Genomic DNA, 21248 nt, shown 5'->3' with positions numbered 1-21248 from the left:
TTAAGACAAACTGGGGTAAATTTAAGTATTTCAGTACCTTGACGCCGTCTACCCTGCTGGCGAAACTAGAGGTTCTGAAAATGAAGGGATTGGGGAACGCGCTCCGCAAGAAGGAGCAGCGGAAGGGTAATGGAAACCACTTCTAATACTGAAGAAGAGCATGCGGCCCAGATCGACAATCGTCATCTGAAGAAAACGATCGAAGCGCTTCGTGCCGAGCTAGAAGTCACGCGCATTGAACAGGAAGAGGCGGTGCAGGCCGCTCTTGCCTCAAACGCCGGGGAAATCGTGCAACTCAAAGGCACCATTTCGGCGCTGCGTGAATCCCTTGAGGCCATGCGCATCGACAAGGAAGAAAGCGTGCAAACCGCTGTTGCGTCCAACGCCGGCGAAGTAACCCAATTGCAACAAATGGTCGGTGGCCTGCGGGACGAAATGGAACGCATGCGCATCGATCAAGAAGAGGCCGTCCAGCAAGCCACTGCAGCGGGTGCCGGAGAAATTACCCAGCTTAAAAATATGGTCACTGGACTGCGCGACAGTTTGGAAAAATTCCGCATCGACAAGGAAGAGGCTGTCCAGCAAGCCACAGCCGCCGCCGCCGGTGAGATTACTCAGCTTAAAGCCATGATCACAGGCCTACGCGATGAACTGGAAAAGCTCCGCATCGACAAGGAAGAAGCTGTCCAACAGGCCACAGCCTCCGCCGCCGGTGAGATCACGCAGCTTAAGGCCATGATCACAGGGTTACGCGATGAGCTGGAAAAACTCCGCATCGATAAAGAGGAAGCGGTTCAGCAAGCCACGGCCACGGCCTCAGGCGAAATCACGCAGCTTAAGGCGATGATCACCGGGTTGCGCGATGAGCTGGAAAAACTCCGCATTGATAAGGAAGAAAGCGTTCAACAAGCCACAGCCACGGCCTCGGGTGAAATCGTCCAGCTTAAGGCCATGGTGACAGAATTGCGCGATGAGTTGGAAAAGCTCCGCATCGACAAAGAAGAAAGCGTGCAAAGAACCGTCGCCGATTCCAGCGGCGAAATCGTTCAATTGAAGGAAGCCGTCTCAACCCTTCGTGAATCGCTGGAAAAAAATCAATTTGAATATGAAACGACTCTGCACGAGAATGAACGGCTCGCCAACGATGAACAGAAACAGCTGCGCGACTCCATCGCGGCGTTGCGCGAAAAGCTGGAAGAAAAGTCAGAAATAGCGGAAGATCAAACTTAGCAGGGCGACAACGAGGATGGTAGGAAATGGCTAAAGCCGCAAATGTAGTGGTCAAAAGCAAAACGACCAAAAAACGCAAGTCCGAAAACGGTGGCAGCGGGGCGAAGACGGCCAAGGCCGAAGCTGCCAATGCCGATTCTGCCGATGCCAATTCTGGGAGCGCTAATTCCAAGCCTGGTGATAGAAGGCTGCATCGTGCGGAAATGCTGCTGAATGTTTCCAAGCAGGTTGCTGGCATCGAATCGACCGACGAGATTTTAGGCACCTTGGTAGAAGTCACAACCAGAGAGACCGAATGCGAACGCTCGACCATCTTCCTCAACGATGATGCAACCGGCGAGCTTTATTCCCGCGTTGCCCAAGGCGAATCGTGGCGCGAAATTCGCATCATGAACAATTCAGGTGTTGCTGGTTTCGTGTTTACCACCGGCGAAGGCACGATCATTGATGACGCCTACGCCGACAAACGTTTCAATCGCACCGTTGACCAACAGACCGGCTTTAAAACCCGCAATATCCTCTGCGCCCCGATCAAGACCGTGAAGGGTGAACTGATCGGCGTCGCCCAGGCCCTGAACAAGCACGAAGGCCATTTTACCGAAGACGACATGGATTTGCTGGAAGCGATGACGATGCAAGCCGCCGTCGCCATGCAAAGCACCCAGTACATCGAGAAAATGAAGAAGACCCGGGCAGAGGAAATGGAATTCCTCGACATCGTTGCAGATGTTACCTCAGAGATCGAACTGAGCTCCCTGCTCCGCAAGGTCATGACCGAAGCCACACGAATGCTGAAGGCTGACAGATCAACCCTGTTCCTGAATGATGAGAAAACCAACGAGCTGTGGTCGGAAGTCGGCGAAGGCCTGGACTCCGTACAGATCCGCCTGCCCAACCATATGGGCATTGCGGGGGCCGTCTTCACTTCTGGTAAAACCGTCAACATTCCCTATGCGTATGCGGACCTGCGCTTCAACCCGGCCTTCGACAAAAAAACCGGCTACTTCACCCGCTCCATCCTCTGCGTGCCGGTGGTGAATAAGTCCGGCCACGTCATTGGTGTGACCCAAGTGCTGAACAAGCGCGGCGGCCCCTTCACCGACGAAGACGAACAGCGCCTGAAAGCATTCACCGCCCAGGCCTCCATCGGCCTCGAAAACGCCAAGCTGTTCAACGACGTTCAGAACATGAAGAACTATAACGAGAGCATGCTGCAAAGTATGACAAACGCGGTGATCACCACCGACGAAGACGGTAAGATTGTTACCTGCAACACAGCAGGCCTGCGCATTCTACAAACCCATCAATCTGACATCATCGGCAAAATGGCGGTCGAATTCTTCACCGGCGGCAACGAATGGAACATGGATAAGATCAATCAAGTCGATGAAACCCAGGAACAAGCAGTCTTCATGGATGCCGAATTAGTCGTGGGGGAGGAAGACGAGGAAGTCAACGCCAACGTCACCGTCATGCCGCTGATCAGTTCAGAAGACAAAAAACTCGGCGCCATGGTGATGATCGAAGACATCAGTGACGCAAAGCGCATGAAGTCCACCATGTCGCGCTATATGGACCCGGGCATTGCCGAACAGATGATGAGCGACGGCGGCGATGACCCCCTGGGCGGTAAAAGTGCCACCGCGACTGTTTTATTCTCCGATGTACGCGGTTTCACGACCTTGACCGAAGAATTGGGCGCACAAGGCACGGTTGCGCTGTTGAACGAATACTTCACGATTATGGTCGATTGCATCAGCCGCGAAGAAGGCATGCTGGATAAATTCATCGGCGATGCCATCATGGCGGCGTTCGGCCTGCCCATCGGCCACGATGATGACGAAGACCGTGCGGTTCGGGCGTCCATCGCCATGCTTGTGGAACTCGAAGAATGGAACGCGGTCCGCCACGGCAACGGCTTAAAACCTGTGAAGATGGGCATCGGTCTCAACACCGACAACGTGGTCAGCGGCAACATCGGCTCGCCCAAACGGATGGATTACACCTTGATCGGCGACGGCGTGAACCTCGCCGCCCGCTTGGAAAGTGCGTGTAAGCAATATTCAGCACAGTTGCTGATCAGCAAATACACTTTCGATCTACTCAAAGGCACCTACCGCACCCGCTACATTGACGATGTGGTGGTTAAAGGAAAGACCGAACCGGTCGGCGTATATGAAGTCCTCGACTTCCATACGGACGAAACCTTCCCCAACTTGATGGACGCGGTTAATCAATTTAACGAAGCCCGCAAGCAGTACCGCGCCGGCGACTGGGACAAGGCCATTCATTCATTTGAAGAATGCATGAAAATTAACCCTGAAGATAAATTACCCCTAATGTACATTGACCGCATCGACCACATAAAAGAAAACCCGCCCGAAGACTGGAACGGCGTGTTTGTGATGACGAGTAAGTAACTCTCTCTCTATTCCGTCAGGTAATTCTTTCGTACAAACGCTTGGTAGTGCTCGCGCAGCCCTGCGCATGCGCCAAATTATCGTTGAAAATGATGCACTTACCGAACTTTCATTAGTCGTTGACATTTGTACGATTTTTTCGTACATTTCTCCCGGTGGTTCTAAAACACTACCGTAAAGGGGGGACTCAACGCTTAAACGTACCAAGGAAAATTCGAATGGCGAACATCAGCAAAAAAGACGAACTCCCCCTCAGCACTCAACCAGGGGCCAGCCTCCTTAAAGTCCCAGTATCACAAGCGGCCCCGCAATCATCTGAGGCCTCGCCCAACGAGTCAGCGATGTCGCTGTTCGTCCATAACCCAAAAGCACACAGACGGGCCTTGGCACCGAAACAGGTCCCGGCCCCCGAACAAACCCTGACCCCCGAACCCGTAGTAGAACCTGCCCCGATCACAGTTCCCAAATCCAGCGACCAACCCTCGCTAGCCAAGCCGAAAGTCACTCCTGCTCCCGTGACAAAACCTAGTCAAAAGCCCAGCACTGAACAGCGCCAAAGCCAAATCCAAGATAACTTTAACGGCTACAGCCCCATCAAGCCTCCAAAGAAAACCCCACTGGAAACCGGCGAACAAATTCGTCAACGGGTTATGAACCTCCCAACAAACGACAAAGCCAAAACGATTGAGGGCTTCACCGCGAAACAAAAAATGCTGCTCCACGAAGCAACGCGCGCGGCTGCCCGCCGGGCACCTGACGCGCCTAACCCCGCAAACCAACGCTTGCGGGATCGATCTGGAATACTCAAGAACACCGCCATCGAGAGCGGCAAGGCTGCGGCGCGTGGGTCCCTTGGCACCGTGGCTCTGGTCATCAATGCGCCGTCGGATGCGCTGAAACGCTCTGCTGCCACGCTCAACACCTTAAGCAGCAATATCCTGGGTGCGGGGAAGCTGCCTAAATCCGGCCAGATCCGCATACAGCGCCAAATCTCCTCGCTGTTCCGCGATATCGACAGCGGGAACAAGTTGGGCCATACGATTGACGGCTATAAAAAATACCTGAAGTCCGGTGACATCAAAGACTTCCCCGCCGACGTCGCCAAGCTCGCCGCTACCCTGAATGCACGCAGTGCCGGGTTCGAAGAATCTGAAATTGTCCAAATCGTCCGCAATGTCGAGAAACAACTCAAAGCCAAAGACGAAACCCTGCTCACCAACATCATCGAAGGCACCTTCAGCGGCGGACGCAGCTTTTTCACGAAGTTCGCAGCAAAACAGGCCAAGCTCAGCGCAGCGAAAATTGCCACTAAAGCGGCAACAGGCAAAAATCTAAGCGCCCGAGAACAAGCTACCCTCGGTGTAAACACGGCGCTGAGGGCTAAAGAAAAAGCCGCCAAAGCGGCAGCTGCCATCGCCAACCCTCTTAAACCCATCGGCAACGTGGCCAAGAAAAAAGCTGCCGAAGGCCTCACCGATATCGCCGCGAAGCTGACGCCAAAGGTGCTGAGGGATAAGTTGCCGGAGGGGCTTAAAAAACGAGCTAAGAAATCATTTGGTCAAGAGTCTGAGAAAATCCTCGAGAATTTAGCAAAACAGTTTATCGCTCGCCAGAAGGGCGGGGAAAGTCCTGATACCACTGAGGGTGTGGGCAAGGCAACGTATGAGAGCCTTGTTAAGCGTGCGCTTCAAAACGCGACGAAACTAACCAACAACCGAAGGTAGTTAACAAACAAGCTTAGGTCGAACATCCTTTTTAAAATATGCTTGCGCGTCTTCCCGTGCCGTTGCAATTTCCTCTGCATTTAATCGCTTACAGTGGCGAACCAATACGGGAAGTGCGCGCACGTCGTTATCCATTCGCGCGATAAAAAGCATCCTGAGTGCGTAAATTCGATCATGTCTTTGCATGGAATTGGGAAGGTGGGAATTATCATAAAGCGCTAGCATCGCCGCTTCAAATGCAGCCTTTTTGTGACCCAGGGCCACGGCGCGGGCTAAACCAATTGATGCCGTAGAAATCTCCTTATTTGTCCCAATACCATCGCGATCCATGACAGCAACTTGGTACCAAGCATCAGCGGGACCATGAGTCTTGGTTTCTTCATCAAGCGGCTGGGCAGCTTCTAAAAGCCGATACGCCTCCCGCTCATCCTTCTTTACTCCTACGCCCTTCAAATACATCATCCCCAGCCGATAAAACGCATGGCGATACTTCTGCTTAACTTCCTTCGTCGCGGCCACCTTGCGGAAGATGCGGAGGGCAGACGGATAGTCCTTTGACTCAAGCGCCGTCATACCCTGTTCGTAGGTAGCCACGGGTATTGGCTCTGCCAAAACAGGCAGCGCTGCCCCTAAGCCAAATACAATCAATAAAACCCTTAACATAGGCCCCATCCTATCATCCTTCATTTACGTTATGAAAGGATGTGGGATGGTTTTTTGGGTGGCGGGTTGGTGGGGTTATGCAGGCATCGGTATGGCTGTCCAAATGCACTCAGGCTCAAACCCGGCATCCGCAAACAATCGGCCAACCGGGCAACGGTCTTCCGACAACGCGGCAAGTCGTTTCAGTTTCTCTGGCGATTCATCGGTTTCAATTTCGATTTCCAACTTCGCACCGACAAAGTGCATAACGCCTTTTGAATTTCCTTCGATGCCGTCGATCGTATCGGTAACAGTCTCTGTCCGAATATTGATCGCACCGTGTTTAAAGCGCATGGCTGCCGCCACCTTTATGATCTGCACCGTCTGGCAGGACCCGAGCGACGTCGTTAAATACATCAGGGGCGATGTCGCCGTATCGGTTCCCCCTCGCGGAATGGGTTCATCGGTGATAACCGTGTGTCCGCCGCCGACATCGACTTCACAGCGCACACCGCCCGGCACACAACTTGAACTCGCAACACGTAACGTGCGCCCGACAACTTCTTTCATTTTCGCAACAGCCATGGATCGTTCCTTTGTAGATACTTCTATAAAAACTGGATTTAGTGAATTTAGATAAAACCCTTTAACATAGGCACCATCCTATCATTCACCTTTTACTTTTTGAAAGGATCAGAACGGGGCGTTTCGGATGATGCGTAATCAGGGTTTCTAATTCATATTTTTTAATCCATAAAGAACTTTGTTATTGGGGATCAGAACTTACCGCTCGTTTTCCAACTCCGGCACTTATCGGTATATGACGCTGCAGGAGCACCCTGATAATTGATGCCCCCTAATATTAGCAATCCAGCTGTCGTCGAGTCCGACGTCGAGGTGCCGCCAGAGAAAAAATTACGCCGCAGGGTGTTAATCGACTTCGTCCGCAAACAACCGCTCGGCGCGACAGGCGCTGCCACCATCATCATCATGATGCTGATGGCTGTTTTTGCTGATTTCATCACCGTTTATGATCCCGAGGCAGCCAAATTTGAAGACATGTTAACCGCACCAGGGGATCAGTACCTCCTTGGCTCTGATCAATTCGGGCGCGATATATTGACCCGTATCATCTACGGTGCAAGGACGGCACTGTTCATTGGTCTGACGGCAGGCTTCCTAGGGGCTTCAATAGGCCTCGTGCTGGGGGTTACCAGCGCCTACTTCGGGGGTAGGTTCGATCTGATCTTCCAACGCGTCATGGACGTGATGCTGGCTTTCCCGCTGATCATTCTTGCCTTGGCCATTGTATCGATACTGGGTACCGGCATTCAGAACGTGATCCTTGCTATTGTCATCGTCAAGATAGCTCTCTGCGCACGGGTCGTGCGTTCCAACGCGCTTGCCATTCGCGAATTGCCATATGTGGATGCGGCCCGCGTACTCGGTTTCGACCACGCGCGGATTATTCTCCGCCATATGGTGCCTAATGTGATGGCACCGTTTCTTATCATATTGACGTACTATATCGGCGACGCAATCCTCTTAGAGGCGACCTTAAGCTTTCTCGGTTTAGGGTTGCAGGAGCCGACACCATCTTGGGGGCTGATGCTGCAGGGCGGTGCTGAGGAATATGCCGAAAGCGCACCTTGGATGCCAATTTGGCCAGGTGTGGCCATCAGCCTTGCGGTTTTCGGTTTCAATCTATTTGGCGACGCCTTGCGCGACATCCTGGATCCGAAGATGCGCATCCGCTAGGCCCGACGAAGCAGCAGTTCACATCTTTAACCGTGAATTCCCTCCCCAAGCCCTCACTTTAGAAATATTCCCCCCTCCACCTTAGAAATATATTGTCACACCTCATTCACACCCCGGAAATACGCCTTACACAATAGTGCGTTAGATTAAATACTAGTCACGTATCTGGAATTGAGCATTAGAGGGATTACGATGAGCACCTCCACAGTATTACCTCCGACTTTAAAGATGTCACAGGCATCGTCTGGTTTGACCCAGCGAGAGCTAGCTGAGGCCGCGGGAGTCACGTTAACCACACCTGCGCCCCAGAGAAAGGACTGCCGGCCGACCGACCGCCAGGCAAACGACAGCGCGGTCCTGTCAAACTTGGTATTCTGGCAAGGGAAGTAGCCTCCGCCTAATCAACGTGTATTCCTCTTAATTCAGGCTTGTTCTCTCAGGCCAATTTGTCCCATTCCAATTTACAAGCCGACTTCTTAATCACAAACCCGGCATCACCGCGGTTGAATCGTTGACTCGAAACCTATGATTGATGACCCTGCCGAAAATGAAATTATTGGCAGATAGGAACCTCTCATGGATCTCGGATTAAAGGACAAAGTCGCCATTGTTTCTGGTGGAAACAAAGGACTTGGTGCGGCAGCTGCCGTGCGGTTGGCGGCAGAGGGAGCGAAAGTATTCCTGACCGCACGCAACGAAGATGATCTAAACTCGGTCAAGGCGGAAATTGAAGCAGACGATGGCACGGCGGCGATTTTCGCCATCGACATCACCGAAGACGCTGCCGGCGATAAGATCGTTGCCGCGGCCCTAGACCAGTTCGGACAGGTCGATATCGTCGTTAACGCCGCTGGGGCTGCACGAGGCGGTGAGTTTCTCAGCGTTGAAGACGAAGTTTGGCGCACCGCCTTCGAACTTAAATTCTTAGGTGCGGTTAAATTGTCCCGCGCCGTAATCCCGCATATGCAGGAACGCAAATACGGTCGCATCGTAAACGTGATCGGCATGTTTGGTCGTGAGCCCGCGAAACAAGCCCTGCCCGCTTCTGCTGTCAACGCGGCTTTCATGGCAATCAACAAAGGTTTGTCGCAGCAATACGGCGGCGATGGCATCTTTGTGAATGCGGTCGACCCCGGCCCAACCCGAAGTGCGCGCATCATGACTTTGTTCGCCGACATGGCCAAAGCCAACAACACCACGCCAGAAGAACTGGAAAACGGCTTTCGCCAGCAAATCCCGCTTGGTCGTTTGGGCGAAGTCGATGAAGTCGCCCGGGTCATCACCTTCCTGGCGTCCGATGCGTCAGGTAATGTGAACGGGACTGTACTGGCCGTCGATGGCGGGATGAGTAAGGGGTTGTTTTAGAGAGCCGAATTGTGCCGCTGAGCCCCCGTTAATACCTCTGCCACATAGACGCAAAAAAGGGTCCGTTAACACCCCCCGGTATTAGCGTCCCTTAAATGGTCTAACAAAAGCTAGTCGCCAGTCGGCTCGGCCATATTGGCTGGGTCGTTAGGCAAACCCGCGGAAGGCGCGTCCGAGGAATCCTCGTCAACGCCCTTCGCCTCCCGTTTTGCTTCGAGCTTAGCTGCTTTTTTAGCAGCCTTTTTACGCTCACGTTCCTGACGATCAAAACCGTAGTTCGGTTTGCGCGCCATTCACTTAATCGTTGGCAACGATATTTTCGGCCGAAGACTTACCGTTTTGACCGGCAACGACTTCGAACTCGATCTTCTGGCCTTCACGGAGTGAAGACAGGCCAGCGCGTTCAACAGCAGAAATGTGGACAAAAACGTCTTTGCCACCATCCTCGGGCTCAATGAAACCATACCCCTTTGTGGGGTTGAACCATTTAACAGTACCTGTACTCATCGAATCTTCCCTATTTTTTTAGACTCAGAGCGCCGCATGTGACGCATCCGGACATCAATAAAAAGCATTTTGTATCAAAAATCAATAGGTTATGGGAAATTACATTATAACGCGCCTCAGCTTACTTTATTCCAGAGCCCTAATTTGAGGCCCGAGACATCAAAAATAAGCCCCTCCAGGTTCGGTTTGGAGTCCTCTTAAGACCAATATTTTACCGTACCTTTGTCGTGCCCAAAATTTATGGCCCGGTATCGTCATGCCGATGGTCTATCTTTTGGGCATCGTCGGCCTCCTTTGGGCGATCGTACAGTACTGGCCCGCGGTCCAAAAATTGATGCGTGGCTGATAAGGCTAGCGGCCTCCCCCACTTGGTTAACACATCAGTAACGAACCCCACGTATACTCATCACAAAGGCGCAGAAAAGCGCTGGCGACTGGTGTATAAAATTTTGGGGGGATGAGTAACAGGAGGTGCCAGAATGGCATCCAGTGTGCATCCCATGTTTGATAACTCTCACTTACAAAAAAAGACCCGCAGCGTGTCCATCGCGGCGTTCTCAGCTGTAAATCAGAACGACAAATTCAATAGCTTCTACAGCGCCAACGGCAATTTCCTCTACGACGTCTTCATGTGGTTGATCGACAACGTCTCCGGCGAATGGAGCACCGGCCCCTTCGAAGACGACCCCGGCGACCAATTCGTCACCTGCCGGGTCAAATTCAAAGAACAAAAAGACCTCGACGCCTTCGTAACCTGGATGACGCAATCCAACCCGGCAGCGGCGTTGAACCTTCAATCGACGCGGTAGGCGAGCTTAGAGAAGGGTCAAGCCTGCGCGTCCTCAACTTGAGGACGCTTACTTAAGCGCGTCTCAAATGATATGGGCAGCACATCAACCTCAGAAACAAACTCCCCATCGCTAAATTATTAGTTGAACACCATTGTATGTAACATAAATTTATGGTTGCATTGTAATAATTAGTCATGATTAGCTGTTTTGTAACAAAGTAATTAAATCAAATAAAAATCGTTAAACAGCTGAGGAAAGCTGGCCCTGGGGAGGGATCAAATGACAATCCGAATTTTTTTATCGGTTAGCGCTGCCGCGTTTTTATCATACGCACAGCCGACAACCGCGACACCGCTCTATGACATGACGCCGATGCTTAATCAGTGGCAGTCATCTATGGGAAATGATTTTCAAGCGGCACCTCCAACGCAGCCCCCGGCCCCCCCTCGTTTCGCGCCGCCTCCGCCTCAGCCACTGCAACCGGCCGCACCCGTCGTAAGCACCCCCCCGCCCCCAGTTCCAACGATTCAGGCTCCTACGATTCAGGCTCCTACGGTCCAGGCTCCAGCGCCTGTGATCCCAAAAAAAATGGAAGAGCCTGCTTTCCAAGCGCCGGTTCAAGCAGCTGAGGCTCCAAGTCGGCGAAAGAACAAACAAGGGGCCTATGTTGCCTTCGGTGCGGGTCTTTCTATTTTGCAGGACGCGAGTTTAACCACGTCGCTCGTGTCGGGTCTTACGGGTGAATTGACCTTCGATCCCGGCTTCGCGGTCCGGGGGGCCGTTGGCGGTCCCGTTGGAAATAATATTCGCTCGGAATTTGAAGTCTCCTTTCGCCGTCATACGTTCGACCAAGCAACCCTTAGTTTTGCCGGCGCGTCGATCTCAGGCAGCGTCGACGGATCAATCGACACCACGTCATTCTTGGCAAACACCTACTACGACGTCCCAACTTCCGGAAAACTTAGCCCCTACCTTGGCCTTGGGGTGGGCGGCGCGTATCTCAGCTCAGAAGGGTCTGACGATTTCGAATTCGCCTATCAGGCCACAGCCGGAATGCGCTACGCCATAACGCCCAAGCTATCGCTTACAGGTGACTACAGGTTCTTCGCCACCCTGGACCCAACCTTCAGCACCGTCGACGCCGAATTCCACAGCCATAACTTTACGCTCGGGGTGATGCAGGGGTTTTAGAGATCGGCGCACACGGCGAGATTTGACTCCATGATACGCGCTGGACGGGCTGGCCTATTTCGTGATCTATTTTCCTCAGAATCACGTCAACAATCCCGACATAAATGGAGTCACTATGATCGATCTCTATTCGTGGCCGACGCCAAACGGCCTCAAACTTCACATTACCGTGGAAGAACTCGCCATTCCCTACAATCTACACGTCGTAAATATCACGCGGGGGGAACAGTTCGACCCTGAGTTCTTAAAAATCAGCCCGAACAATAAAATCCCCGCCCTAGTTGACCAAGACGGCCCCGGCGGCAAACCCTATGCGGTCTTTGAAACCGGCGCGATGATGCTGTACCTCGCGGAAAAAACCGGCCAGTTGATCCCCAGCGACCCAGTCGGTCGCCATGACACCCTGCAATGGCTGATGTTCCAGATGGGCGGCGTCGGACCGATGTTCGGTCAATACGCGCACTTCACCCACTACGCCCCGGAAAAGATCGACTACGCCGTTGAACGCTATACCAACGAATGCATGCGGCTTTATGGTGTCCTTGAAACCCGTTTGGCGACATCGGAATATCTCGCCGGGGATGACTATACAATTGCCGACATCGCCAATTATTCCTGGATGCATTCCTACGAACGCCGAGGCCTCGATATCGCGGGACATGATAACGTGCTCAGATGGCTCAACGTCATCGGCGAACGCCCCGCCGTGCAAAAAGGCAAAGAAATCCTGTCCGACAAACAAAGAGTCGGCGCGCCGGACAAAGAAACCTTAGAAAACTACTTCGGGTCTACGCAGTATGAGCGGAAGGGTTAGGGGGAATTTAGAACCTCCCCCTCACCCTCACCCTCATCCAGAGCAGCGCTAAAAGCGCTGGCGAAGAACCCCCGCCCTCATCCTAAGGCGGCGCCCCCCCCTATTTCCCTCATCCTGAGGCGGCGCCCCCCTATTTCCCTCATCCTGAGGAGCGCTTACTTAAGCGCGTCTCGAAGGATGCTCAGCGGCACAGCCTCCAAGTAATACCAACCAAAATGTCCAAGGGGTCATGTGCGTGGCCCTTGACCCCGTGATCAAACTCAAGCATTTGGCTCCGAGACCGAGCGCTATCAGCAGCGGTAGTTTCTGCCCTCAGCGTCGGTGCACCATCCCGTCGGTCCGGACGGGCCAACCGGCGGCACCTGCGCCGACACAACGGCGCTGCCTAAGGTAACGCCGACGATCATCGCGATAGCAAAGAATATTTTGAATTGCATCAGAAATTTCTCCTCTAGCGTCGTGACATTGGTGAAACGGGAACATCTTATCATATTATGGTATGGCGTCCTAGTATCGCGCCTCGCGCAGGATTGGCGAAAGCCCCCCGCCCTCATCCTGAGGCGACACCATACCTCCCTCTTACCTTCATCCTGCGGCGACGCACGCCCCCCTTTACCTTCATCCTGAGGAGCGCTTACTTAAGCGCGTCTCGAAGGACGCCCCGCGGCACAACCCACAGCAATACCAACCCCAATTTCTCAAGGGGTCATGCCTTGCCTTTTGCAAGTTGAAACAAATCCCCCCGAGCAAAACACCAAAGCGCAAAAGGCAAGACTTGACCCCGTGGCTTTAACCCCGTGGCTTTACCCCTTGGCTTTTATGGCATTCAGTGGAACATTAAGTGAATCTATAATAATAAAATTATGCGTAAAACATATTAGGTGCAGGCTATGGATGATACTTCCAAAATGCTTCGGTTAGATGATCTGTATAAAATGGTCTCATATATTTATTCGGATCAAAATCTTATTAGGTCCGAGATTGTTACATTCTCTCACTTCGTGGAGGTTTGTGGAATGCTTACAATTCATGATCGAAATAAAAAGAGGGAAAACATTACTGTTACAGATGCACTATGTAAGGCCCGAGGCTGGTATTTTCCACTTTTGGCAAAAATGAAAATTAAAAGCGTCGAAGAACTTGTATATCGAAAATTTCCTTTTGTATGTCCATATTGTCGCAAAGTTCCGCATGATGATGCAATTTGTAAACAAGTTAGAGGAACAGAACAAACGGTTAACCATAACGATTTACGCAAACTACATAATTCTAACCAACAAAAAAAACCAATCGGCTTAGATGACTGGCAGAACATGTTCCAAGAAATTTATCCGCGCACAACTGATGACCGAGGACGAAGTACAATTGGCCTTCTTGAAGAGTTGGGCGAAATTTCAGAAGCAATTCGAGTTTTTGAAAAACACCCTAAATACTTTGTTGGGGAAGCAGCAGATACTTTTTCATACTTAATGGGTATCGCAAACGAACATAAAATTAGAGAAGCACAATTGGACAGAGAGTTTTCATTCGAACAAGAGTTTCTTAGACGTTACCCTGGATTATGTCCTCAATGCGGTTCTAGAGTATGTGTTTGCCCTGCTGTCCCTGAGGCCACTATAGGCAGATTAACTAAAGAACTCGATATCGGCTCTCTTGAGGAACTTTTTTTAACGCAAACAGAAGATTTTTCCATTGAAGGCCGCGAAATTTGCCAAAAGGTTCTTGAACGAGCTGGTGGGTTTTCCACCCTAGTATCTGAACTTCCATTTGATAGGGGTGACGCAAATCATGCTTTGGTATTATTGTGTATTAAGTTGGCAGAAATAGTTCAAAATGATCGGCCTGATTTTGCAGATAGGCTTCGAGCAGAAGCTTATAAAATTGGTTCTCATCAATCGAAAGCAGGAACAAAAGAAGAGCCCTTTGATGCACAGGATTTACTTTCTGAAATAGCAAAAACATGGCGAGGATTAGACGACGAAATAAAGTCGGAAATTAGATCAACTTCTAGTGAAATTGTTGAAGACCTCACTCAAGGAATGGAAACAATTAATATTCTGTTCGTGTCCTGTAGTCCATCAGACCAAGACAACATCAGGGTTGCAAATGAACTTCGCGCTGCAAATGAGTCAACGAAAATTGGCTCAAAAGGCAACCTTATTAATATTGAAAATTTACCCGCCGCAACAATCGACGATTTAAGAAGGGAAATGTTACGCCGCCCATATGAAATCGTACAGTTCTCAGGGCATGCAGATGCGTCAAACCTTATCTTTGAAACTCCTGAGGGAGAGACATTAGAAGTGTCGCTAATTGCAATTAAAGAGTTTTTGGATAGATATGATTCGGTTAAATGTGTGATTTTAAATGCTTGCGAATCTGTTACATCTCTAAAATCTCCAATTTCTCAGTATACGATTGGAATGGATGATACAATTGATGATGAAGCTGCGATCGAGTTCACTCGCGGTTTTTATGATGCCTTAGCAGCTGGGAAAGGAATTGAATTTTCATTTGGAGAAGGAAAAACTGCTGTTTCCCTTAAAGGAATGGATAATTCATCAATAAAATTAGTTAAATCCAGTGATAAGCCATCTTCATAAGGTACCCCTTAGCCAAAATCTATATTTACAAAAATTGAAGGATACTCATTGTCAGGTCACTAAACATTAATTTGCCTGAATAAACGAGTCCCCCACCCCCCAAAAACCCTTTCCTTCCCCACGCAATCCTTTAAAACCCTCCTCTTGACCTAACACACGACTTGGGGACGTTCTGCGCTATGTTGGATAAGACTTATCGGCCTGATGAAGTTGAGGCTGGGATTTATGAGAAGTGGGAGGAGAGCGGCGCTTTTAAGGCGGATCCTAGCTCTGATGCGACGCCCTATACCATCATGATCCCGCCGCCGAACGTGACCGGCAGCCTGCACATGGGGCATGGGCTGACGTTTACCATTCAGGACATCTTGATCCGCTATCACCGCATGAAGGGGTTTGATGCGCTGTGGCAATCGGGCATGGACCATGCCGGCATCGCCACCCAAATGGTGGTCGAACGGCAATTGGCTGACGAAGGGTTGACGCGGCACGACCTCGGCCGGGAAAAGTTTATCGAGCGGGTATGGCAGTGGAAGGCGGAATCCGGCGGCGCGATCCAGAACCAATTCAGGCGCTTGGGCGCGTCCTTGGATTGGAGCCGCGAACGCTTCACCATGGACGACGGCATGTCCGAAGCCGTGCTGCGCGTGTTTGTCGAATTGCACAAGGCCGGGTTGATCTACCGCGACAAACGCCTGGTCAACTGGGACCCGAAACTGCACACCGCGATCTCTGATCTTGAAGTCGAGCAACGCGAACAGAACGGCAAGATGTGGTATTTCAAATATCCTCTAGAGGACGATGATCAGAATTTCGTTGTTGTTGGCACAACCCGGCCTGAGACCATGCTGGGTGACACCGCCGTCGCCGTCCACCCGGATGATGAACGCTACACAGATTTAATCGGCAAGAACGTCGTGCTGCCCCTCGTCGGGCGCTTGATCCCGATTGTCGCGGATGAATACGCCGATCCTGAAAAAGGGTCAGGTGCGGTGAAGATTACCCCTGCGCACGATTTCAACGACTTCGAAGTCGGCCGCCGCCATGACCTGGAAAACATCAATGTCCTCGACGGGGATGCGAAGGTTAACGAGAACGCGCCTGAGTCCTACCAAGGGCTCGACAGGTTCGCGGCCCGGGACAAAGTCGTGGCCGAAATCGAAGCGCTGGGTCTTCTCGATAAGATTGAAGAGAACCCGATGACGGTGCCCTATGGGGATCGCTCTGGCGTGGTGATTGAGCCGTGGTTGATGGACCAATGGTTTGTCGATGCAGAGAAACTCGCAGTCGGGGCCATCGAAGCGGTGGAAACAGGTGCGACCAATTTCGTGCCGAAGAACTGGGAAAAGACCTATTACGAATGGATGCGGAACATCCAGCCGTGGTGCGTAAGTCGGCAAATTTGGTGGGGCCATCAAATCCCCGCATGGTACGGACCTGATGGTGAAATCTTTGTCGAACATGACGAAGCACAAGCCCTGGCCGCGGCAGAAAAACATTATGGTAAGGCGACGGAACTCACCCGCGACGAAGACGTTCTGGACACCTGGTTCTCATCTGGCTTGTGGCCGTTCTCGACCTTGGGCTGGCCAGAGGAAACGCCGGAGCTTAAGCGCTACTACCCGACCGACGTTCTGGTCACCGGCTTCGATATTATCTTCTTCTGGGTCGCGCGGATGATGATGTCGGGCATTCAGTTCATGGACGACGTGCCGTTCAAGACGATCTACATCCACGCGCTAGTGCGTGACGAACACGGTCAGAAAATGTCGAAATCCAAGGGCAATATTGTTGACCCCTTGGACGTGATGGAAAAGTACGGCACCGATGCGCTGCGCTTCACCTTGGCCGCCTACGCCGCTCCGGGGCGCGATGTGAAACTCGCCGACAGCCGGATCGAAGGCTATCGGAATTTTGTCACCAAACTCTGGAACGCGGCACGCTTTGCCGAGATCAATGAATGCAAGCCGGTGGCGGATTTCGATCCCAACGCCTGCGAACTCACCCTCAACAAATGGATCGTGGGGAAAGCCGCCGAGGCCGCCAAGGCGACATCGAAGGCGATTGACGATTACCGCTTTAACGACGCGGCCCACGCGCTTTATCACTTCACCTGGGGCACGTTCTGCGATTGGTACGTTGAATTCACCAAGCCCGCACTCCACGGCAACGATGAAGCTGCCAAGACGGAAACTCGGGCGGCAACCGCTTGGGTACTGGATCAGATCATCACCATGTTACACCCGATCATGCCGTTTGTGACTGAGGAGCTTTGGAACGGCATTGCGGATCGACCAGAGATGCTGATCAAGTCGCCCTGGTTCGACGGCGAAGACATCACGGTTGACGAAACAGCCGCGACCGAAATGGATTGGGTGGTGAAGCTGATTACCGACATTCGGTCCGTGCGTTCTGAAATGAATGTGCCACCTGGAGCTAAGTTGGCGCTCGGTCATAAAGACGCGGGACCTGCGACCTTGGATCGGTTGGAACGCCACGGTGCACTGATCAAAACTCTCGCGCGGATTACTGAATTTACCGCCAAGGATGAAATCGGCAAGGGTGAGATTCAGACTGTATTGGATGAAGCGACGTTTATCCTCCCCGTCGCCGACGTGATCGACATTGATCAGGAAAAGGCGCGTCTGACCAAAGAGATTGAAAAGCTGGATAAAGAAATTGGTGGCTACGATAAAAAGCTGTCAAACCAAGGGTTCCTGGCAAAGGCACCTGCGGATGTTGTCGAGACGCAAAAAGAACGCCGCGAAGAAGCCGCCCAAGCTGTGGCAAAATTGAAGGAAGCGGCAGCTCGATTGGCGGCTTTGTAGCGTGACGTCCTTCGAGACGCGCTTTCAGCGCTCCTCAGGATGAAGGAATTTTATATCTCTTCATCCTGAGGAGCGAGCACTGGCGAGCGTCTCGAAGGGCCTAAAAATACGCCACCCGTATCCCGTCCCAGATCAAAAGCTTCAACGCCATCACGCCGAGCACAGTGCGGAATATTTTACTGAACAGTTTGTCACTGACGCTTTGTTGGATGCCTCGGCCAACATAGGTGCCGATGAAGGTCGCGCCGATTAAAATTCCGATGGTTGCCCAAACGGTTAAATCCAAGGGCTCTGCCACGAGGAAAAATAACGGTAGCTTCGCCCCATTGGAAAAGATGGAAATAACGCCGAAGGCCGCAATCATGCGTTCCTTCTTCAAATCCAGGGCGTCAATAAACGGTGCCACGACAGACCCCACCGCACCGACCGTCAACGCGGCAAACCCGCTGAGCACACCGAGCAACAATAACAGCCGGGTTCTGTTTCCCGACCTCACTCGAAATTGCGGGAACCACAGGAACAACAGCATATACGTCGCAATGACCATTTTTATGTAAGGCTGCGCCCCTTCGGTCGTCACGAAATAGGCCCAGAGCGATCCGCTCAACATCGCAGCCGGTACAAACCCGATGCCGAATTTCAGGATCATGTCGCCATCAAGGTGTTTTCGAAAAAACCATATCCGCGAAATTGCGGATGAAGATTGGATCGCACCGAACATTGGCATCACCAACGCGAAATCAACCGTCAGGGTGGTCACCAGCAACATCATCATGCCGCCGCCCAGACCGATGACAGAGCTAAATCCCGATGTAAAAATCGCCGCAGCAACAAGGGCCGCCCCCGCCGTAAGTCCGATCATGCCATCACCACCCGCAGTCCATCCCAGACCAACAGCTTGATCGCCATGCCCCCCAGCGCAAACCGGAACAGGCGACGAAACAGGTCCTCGCTAACATTGTCTTGGATGCGTTTGCCAAAATAAATTCCAAAGACCGTCGCCAGGATTAAAAAGCCAATCACGCCAACGACGGATAAATCCAATTGATCAAAGATAATGAAGAACAATGGCAGCTTGGCAATGTTCGCAAACGACGACACCACGCCAATGGCGGCAATGGCGTCTTCTTTCTTAAGTTGTAGCGCTTCGATGAACGGCGCGGTAATCGCCCCGACGGCCCCTATGGTCAGCGCCGCAAAGCCGATGCTTAATCCCATCACCAATAAAATTCTTGTCCGGTTGCCGGGTGGCACGCGGAACTTTGGGAATATTAGGAACAACAGAATATAGACTGCGATCAGTATCTTGATGTAAGGCTGAATTTCTTTGGCATCAATAATGTAGGCCCAAGCGAAGCCGCCTAGAATGACCGCGGGAATAAATCCAATCCCGAAGATCAAAATCATCGACCAGTTCAGATACTTGCGAAAGAACCAGACACGCGATAGCCCGGATGATGTCTGAACCGCACCAAACACTGGCATGACCAAGGCGAAATCCAGAAATACCGCGACGGCAGCAAACATCATCATTCCGCCACCGACCCCGGCGACGGCACTAAATACTGCCGTAAAAAATGCCGCGATAAATAAACCGCTACCCGCTACTATAGAAATCATGGAAGCGACATTACAATAGAACGACCCGAAGGCCATCCCAAACCAACAGCTTAATCCCCAAAACCATGAGCACGATCCGAAACAGGTGCCTGAATTGCGCTTCGCTCACGTATTTCTGAGCACTTCGCCCAGCGTAGACGCCACAAAATGTCGCAAGGCACATCCCGCCGATTATAATGGCCAGCGTCCAGTCCACGCGATCCGCGATGACCAATAGCAACGGCAACTTAATGATATTTGAGAATATCGACATCACGCCGATGGCAGCGACGGCGCGTTCCTTCTTCAGTTCCAAGGCATCAACAAAGGGCGCAATGACGGCCCCCACGGCCCCCACGGTCAATGCTGCAAAGCCACATAACCCCCCGGATATCAATAACAACCGGGTTTGATTCCCTGTTGCCACGCGATAGTTGGAAAATTTAAGATACAGCAATAAGTAAATAGCGATAAGCATCTTGATATAGGGCTGCGCCTCTTCGGTATTCACAAAATAAACCCAAATAAGCCCGCCAAGAATTGCGCCAGGAATAAACGCAATGCCGAATGTCACAAACATCGACCAGTCGACATGCTTCCGAAAGAACCAAACCCGCGAGCCCCCTGATACCATTTGAATGGCACCATACACCGGAAGAACCAGGGCAAAATCTACCATTAGAATGATAAACCCAATGAGCATTGTGCCGCCGCCAATGCCTGCGACAGTGCTAAACATTGCCGCGATAAAGCTGGCAATTATGAGGGTAGAGGCGCCGACGAGCCCGATCATTGCGGCCCCCCCAAACAGGTCATGCCGTCAGATAATGAATGCTGAACAAGTTATCTGCATCGGTCCATACTTTGATCGGCGTAAACCCAGCACGACCTGCCAGAGCCTGGAATTCCTCGACCCCATACTTGTAGGAATTTTCCGTGTGAATATTTTCACCCTCTGAAAATTTAAATGTCTTTCCGTCCAAGGTGACCGTTTGTTCTTTCAAGCTAGTCAGATGCATTTCGATGCGACCGATTTCTTCGTTGTACAGCGCCTTGTGACGAAAACCATCCAGATCAAAGTCGGCACCGAATTCAGTGTTCAGGCGCACCAGCAAGTTCATGTTGAACGCCGCTGTCACTCCTTGGGAATCGTCGTAGGCCGCTTCCAAAATTGCCACGTCTTTCTTTAAATCGATGCCAATCAACAGCCCACCACCGGGCCCAACGGTTTCAGCAATCCCCGCCATGAAACCGACCGCCCCCTCATGGGTGAAGTTGCCGAGCGATGATCCGGGGAAGAACGCCACATGGTTGCCACCTCCGGTCCGCGCGGGCAAATCAAACGGCTGAGTGAAGTCCGCGCAGACCGCGTGCACGGTAAGGTCCGGCCGGTCCGCTGCCAGAGATTCCGTCACCTGCAACAGATGCTCTCTCGAAATATCAACGGCGATAAAGGCGGCGGGCTCTTTCAGCGCATCCAAAACGATCCGCATCTTTTCCGATGAACCGGTGCCGTATTCGATCATCTCACATCCAGGGCCGATCACGTCGGCGATTTCGCCCGAGATATCGCGCAGCAATTTGATTTCCGTCCGGGTGACATAATATTCCGGTAAGTCACATATTTTCTGGAACAGGTCAGAACCCCGTTCGTCATAGAAGTATTTACAAGACAGGGTCTTCTGTTCGGCTCCAAGACCAGCAAGGGACTCAGATAAAAATTCATTTCGCTGTTCGTGAACATCGTCAAAAGAAGCCAGCGTCGCCGTATCACTCATA

General features: G+C 51.8%; 19 protein-coding genes. 10 read left to right on the top strand and 9 right to left on the bottom strand.

Translation table 11 applies throughout. The features are described 5' to 3' along the window. Positions 1–129: 129 nt before the first annotated feature. The 3 genes from HOM51_08720 (at position 130) to HOM51_08710 (ending at position 5374) form a co-directional block, all read left to right on the top strand. A complete protein-coding gene (locus tag HOM51_08720) occupies positions 130–1230 on the top strand; it encodes a hypothetical protein (protein ID MBT5034592.1) in 1101 nt (366 codons plus the stop codon). 203 nt (positions 1231–1433) lie between these two features. Continuing rightward, positions 1434–3650, top strand: coding sequence for a GAF domain-containing protein (locus tag HOM51_08715; protein MBT5034591.1), 2217 nt, complete (start codon positions 1434–1436; stop codon positions 3648–3650). Between the two features lie 218 nt (positions 3651–3868). Next, positions 3869–5374, top strand: coding sequence for a hypothetical protein (locus HOM51_08710; protein MBT5034590.1), 1506 nt, complete (start codon positions 3869–3871; stop codon positions 5372–5374). On the opposite strand, the gene HOM51_08705 is transcribed toward HOM51_08710, so the two are convergent. Together HOM51_08705 and HOM51_08700 are read right to left on the bottom strand one after the other, a co-directional pair. After that, positions 5375–6037 carry a sel1 repeat family protein gene (locus HOM51_08705; protein MBT5034589.1) on the bottom strand — a complete coding sequence of 221 codons (663 nt, stop codon included), beginning with the start codon at positions 6035–6037 and terminating at the stop codon, positions 5375–5377. A gap of 75 nt (positions 6038–6112) precedes the next feature. Further along, on the bottom strand, positions 6113–6601 hold the full coding sequence (locus tag HOM51_08700; protein MBT5034588.1) for an OsmC family protein: 489 nt from the start codon (positions 6599–6601) through the stop codon (positions 6113–6115). 264 nt (positions 6602–6865) lie between these two features. On the opposite strand from HOM51_08700, the gene HOM51_08695 reads away from it, so the two are divergent. After that, entirely contained in the window at positions 6866–7774 is a 909-nt protein-coding gene (locus HOM51_08695) for an ABC transporter permease (GenBank protein MBT5034587.1), read from the top strand. Positions 7775–8350: 576 nt separating this feature from the next. Continuing rightward, the gene (locus HOM51_08690; protein ID MBT5034586.1) at positions 8351–9139 is read left to right on the top strand and encodes an SDR family oxidoreductase; all 789 of its coding nucleotides are present in this window, start codon (positions 8351–8353) and stop codon (positions 9137–9139) included. 110 nt (positions 9140–9249) lie between these two features. Here HOM51_08690 and HOM51_08685 read toward each other — a convergent pair whose 3' ends face one another. Next, on the bottom strand, positions 9250–9432 hold the full coding sequence (locus HOM51_08685; GenBank protein ID MBT5034585.1) for a hypothetical protein: 183 nt from the start codon (positions 9430–9432) through the stop codon (positions 9250–9252). A 4-nt stretch (positions 9433–9436) separates the two neighbouring features. Beyond that, positions 9437–9646: a cold-shock protein gene (locus HOM51_08680; protein MBT5034584.1), complete on the bottom strand. Its 210-nt coding sequence runs from the start codon at positions 9644–9646 to the stop codon at positions 9437–9439. A 479-nt stretch (positions 9647–10125) separates the two neighbouring features. Between HOM51_08680 and HOM51_08675 the strand changes: the two genes are divergently transcribed. From HOM51_08675 to HOM51_08665, 3 genes are all read left to right on the top strand, one after another. Continuing rightward, positions 10126–10455 (top strand): hypothetical protein, encoded by a 330-nt coding sequence (locus HOM51_08675; protein MBT5034583.1) that lies wholly within the window; start codon positions 10126–10128, stop codon positions 10453–10455. A gap of 261 nt (positions 10456–10716) precedes the next feature. Beyond that, positions 10717–11628 carry an outer membrane beta-barrel protein gene (locus HOM51_08670; GenBank protein ID MBT5034582.1) on the top strand — a complete coding sequence of 304 codons (912 nt, stop codon included), beginning with the start codon at positions 10717–10719 and terminating at the stop codon, positions 11626–11628. 115 nt (positions 11629–11743) lie between these two features. Beyond that, complete coding sequence (locus HOM51_08665; protein ID MBT5034581.1) at positions 11744–12442, top strand: glutathione S-transferase family protein; 699 nt, start codon at positions 11744–11746, stop codon at positions 12440–12442. 290 nt (positions 12443–12732) lie between these two features. Here the strand turns inward: HOM51_08665 and HOM51_08660 are convergent, their stop codons facing one another. Continuing rightward, positions 12733–12879, bottom strand: coding sequence for a hypothetical protein (locus HOM51_08660; GenBank protein ID MBT5034580.1), 147 nt, complete (start codon positions 12877–12879; stop codon positions 12733–12735). Between the two features lie 453 nt (positions 12880–13332). On the opposite strand from HOM51_08660, the gene HOM51_08655 reads away from it, so the two are divergent. Both HOM51_08655 and HOM51_08650 read left to right on the top strand, forming a co-directional pair. Continuing rightward, positions 13333–15045 (top strand): CHAT domain-containing protein, encoded by a 1713-nt coding sequence (locus HOM51_08655; protein ID MBT5034579.1) that lies wholly within the window; start codon positions 13333–13335, stop codon positions 15043–15045. Between the two features lie 179 nt (positions 15046–15224). After that, positions 15225–17870 (top strand): valine--tRNA ligase, encoded by a 2646-nt coding sequence (locus HOM51_08650; protein ID MBT5034578.1) that lies wholly within the window; start codon positions 15225–15227, stop codon positions 17868–17870. A 100-nt stretch (positions 17871–17970) separates the two neighbouring features. On the opposite strand, the gene HOM51_08645 is transcribed toward HOM51_08650, so the two are convergent. Genes HOM51_08645 through egtD form a run of 4 tightly spaced genes read right to left on the bottom strand, consistent with a single transcriptional unit; the run spans position 17971 to position 21247 of the window. Further along, positions 17971–18732: a TSUP family transporter gene (locus tag HOM51_08645; protein MBT5034577.1), complete on the bottom strand. Its 762-nt coding sequence runs from the start codon at positions 18730–18732 to the stop codon at positions 17971–17973. Then, on the bottom strand, positions 18729–19490 hold the full coding sequence (locus tag HOM51_08640) for a sulfite exporter TauE/SafE family protein (protein ID MBT5034576.1): 762 nt from the start codon (positions 19488–19490) through the stop codon (positions 18729–18731). The genes HOM51_08645 and HOM51_08640 overlap by 4 nt, the downstream gene beginning before the upstream one ends. Before the next feature lie 10 nt (positions 19491–19500). Then, positions 19501–20262: a sulfite exporter TauE/SafE family protein gene (locus HOM51_08635; GenBank protein ID MBT5034575.1), complete on the bottom strand. Its 762-nt coding sequence runs from the start codon at positions 20260–20262 to the stop codon at positions 19501–19503. Between the two features lie 19 nt (positions 20263–20281). Next, entirely contained in the window at positions 20282–21247 is a 966-nt protein-coding gene (gene egtD, locus HOM51_08630; GenBank protein MBT5034574.1) for an L-histidine N(alpha)-methyltransferase, read from the bottom strand. Position 21248: the final 1 nt, after the last annotated feature.

It is taken from the genome of Rhodospirillaceae bacterium (assembly GCA_018660465.1).
In the GTDB taxonomy this organism is placed as follows: domain Bacteria; phylum Pseudomonadota; class Alphaproteobacteria; order Rhodospirillales; family JABJKH01; genus JABJKH01.
Note: the sequence above shows the minus strand (reverse complement) of the source record. Positions and strands in the feature narration are given on the sequence as shown.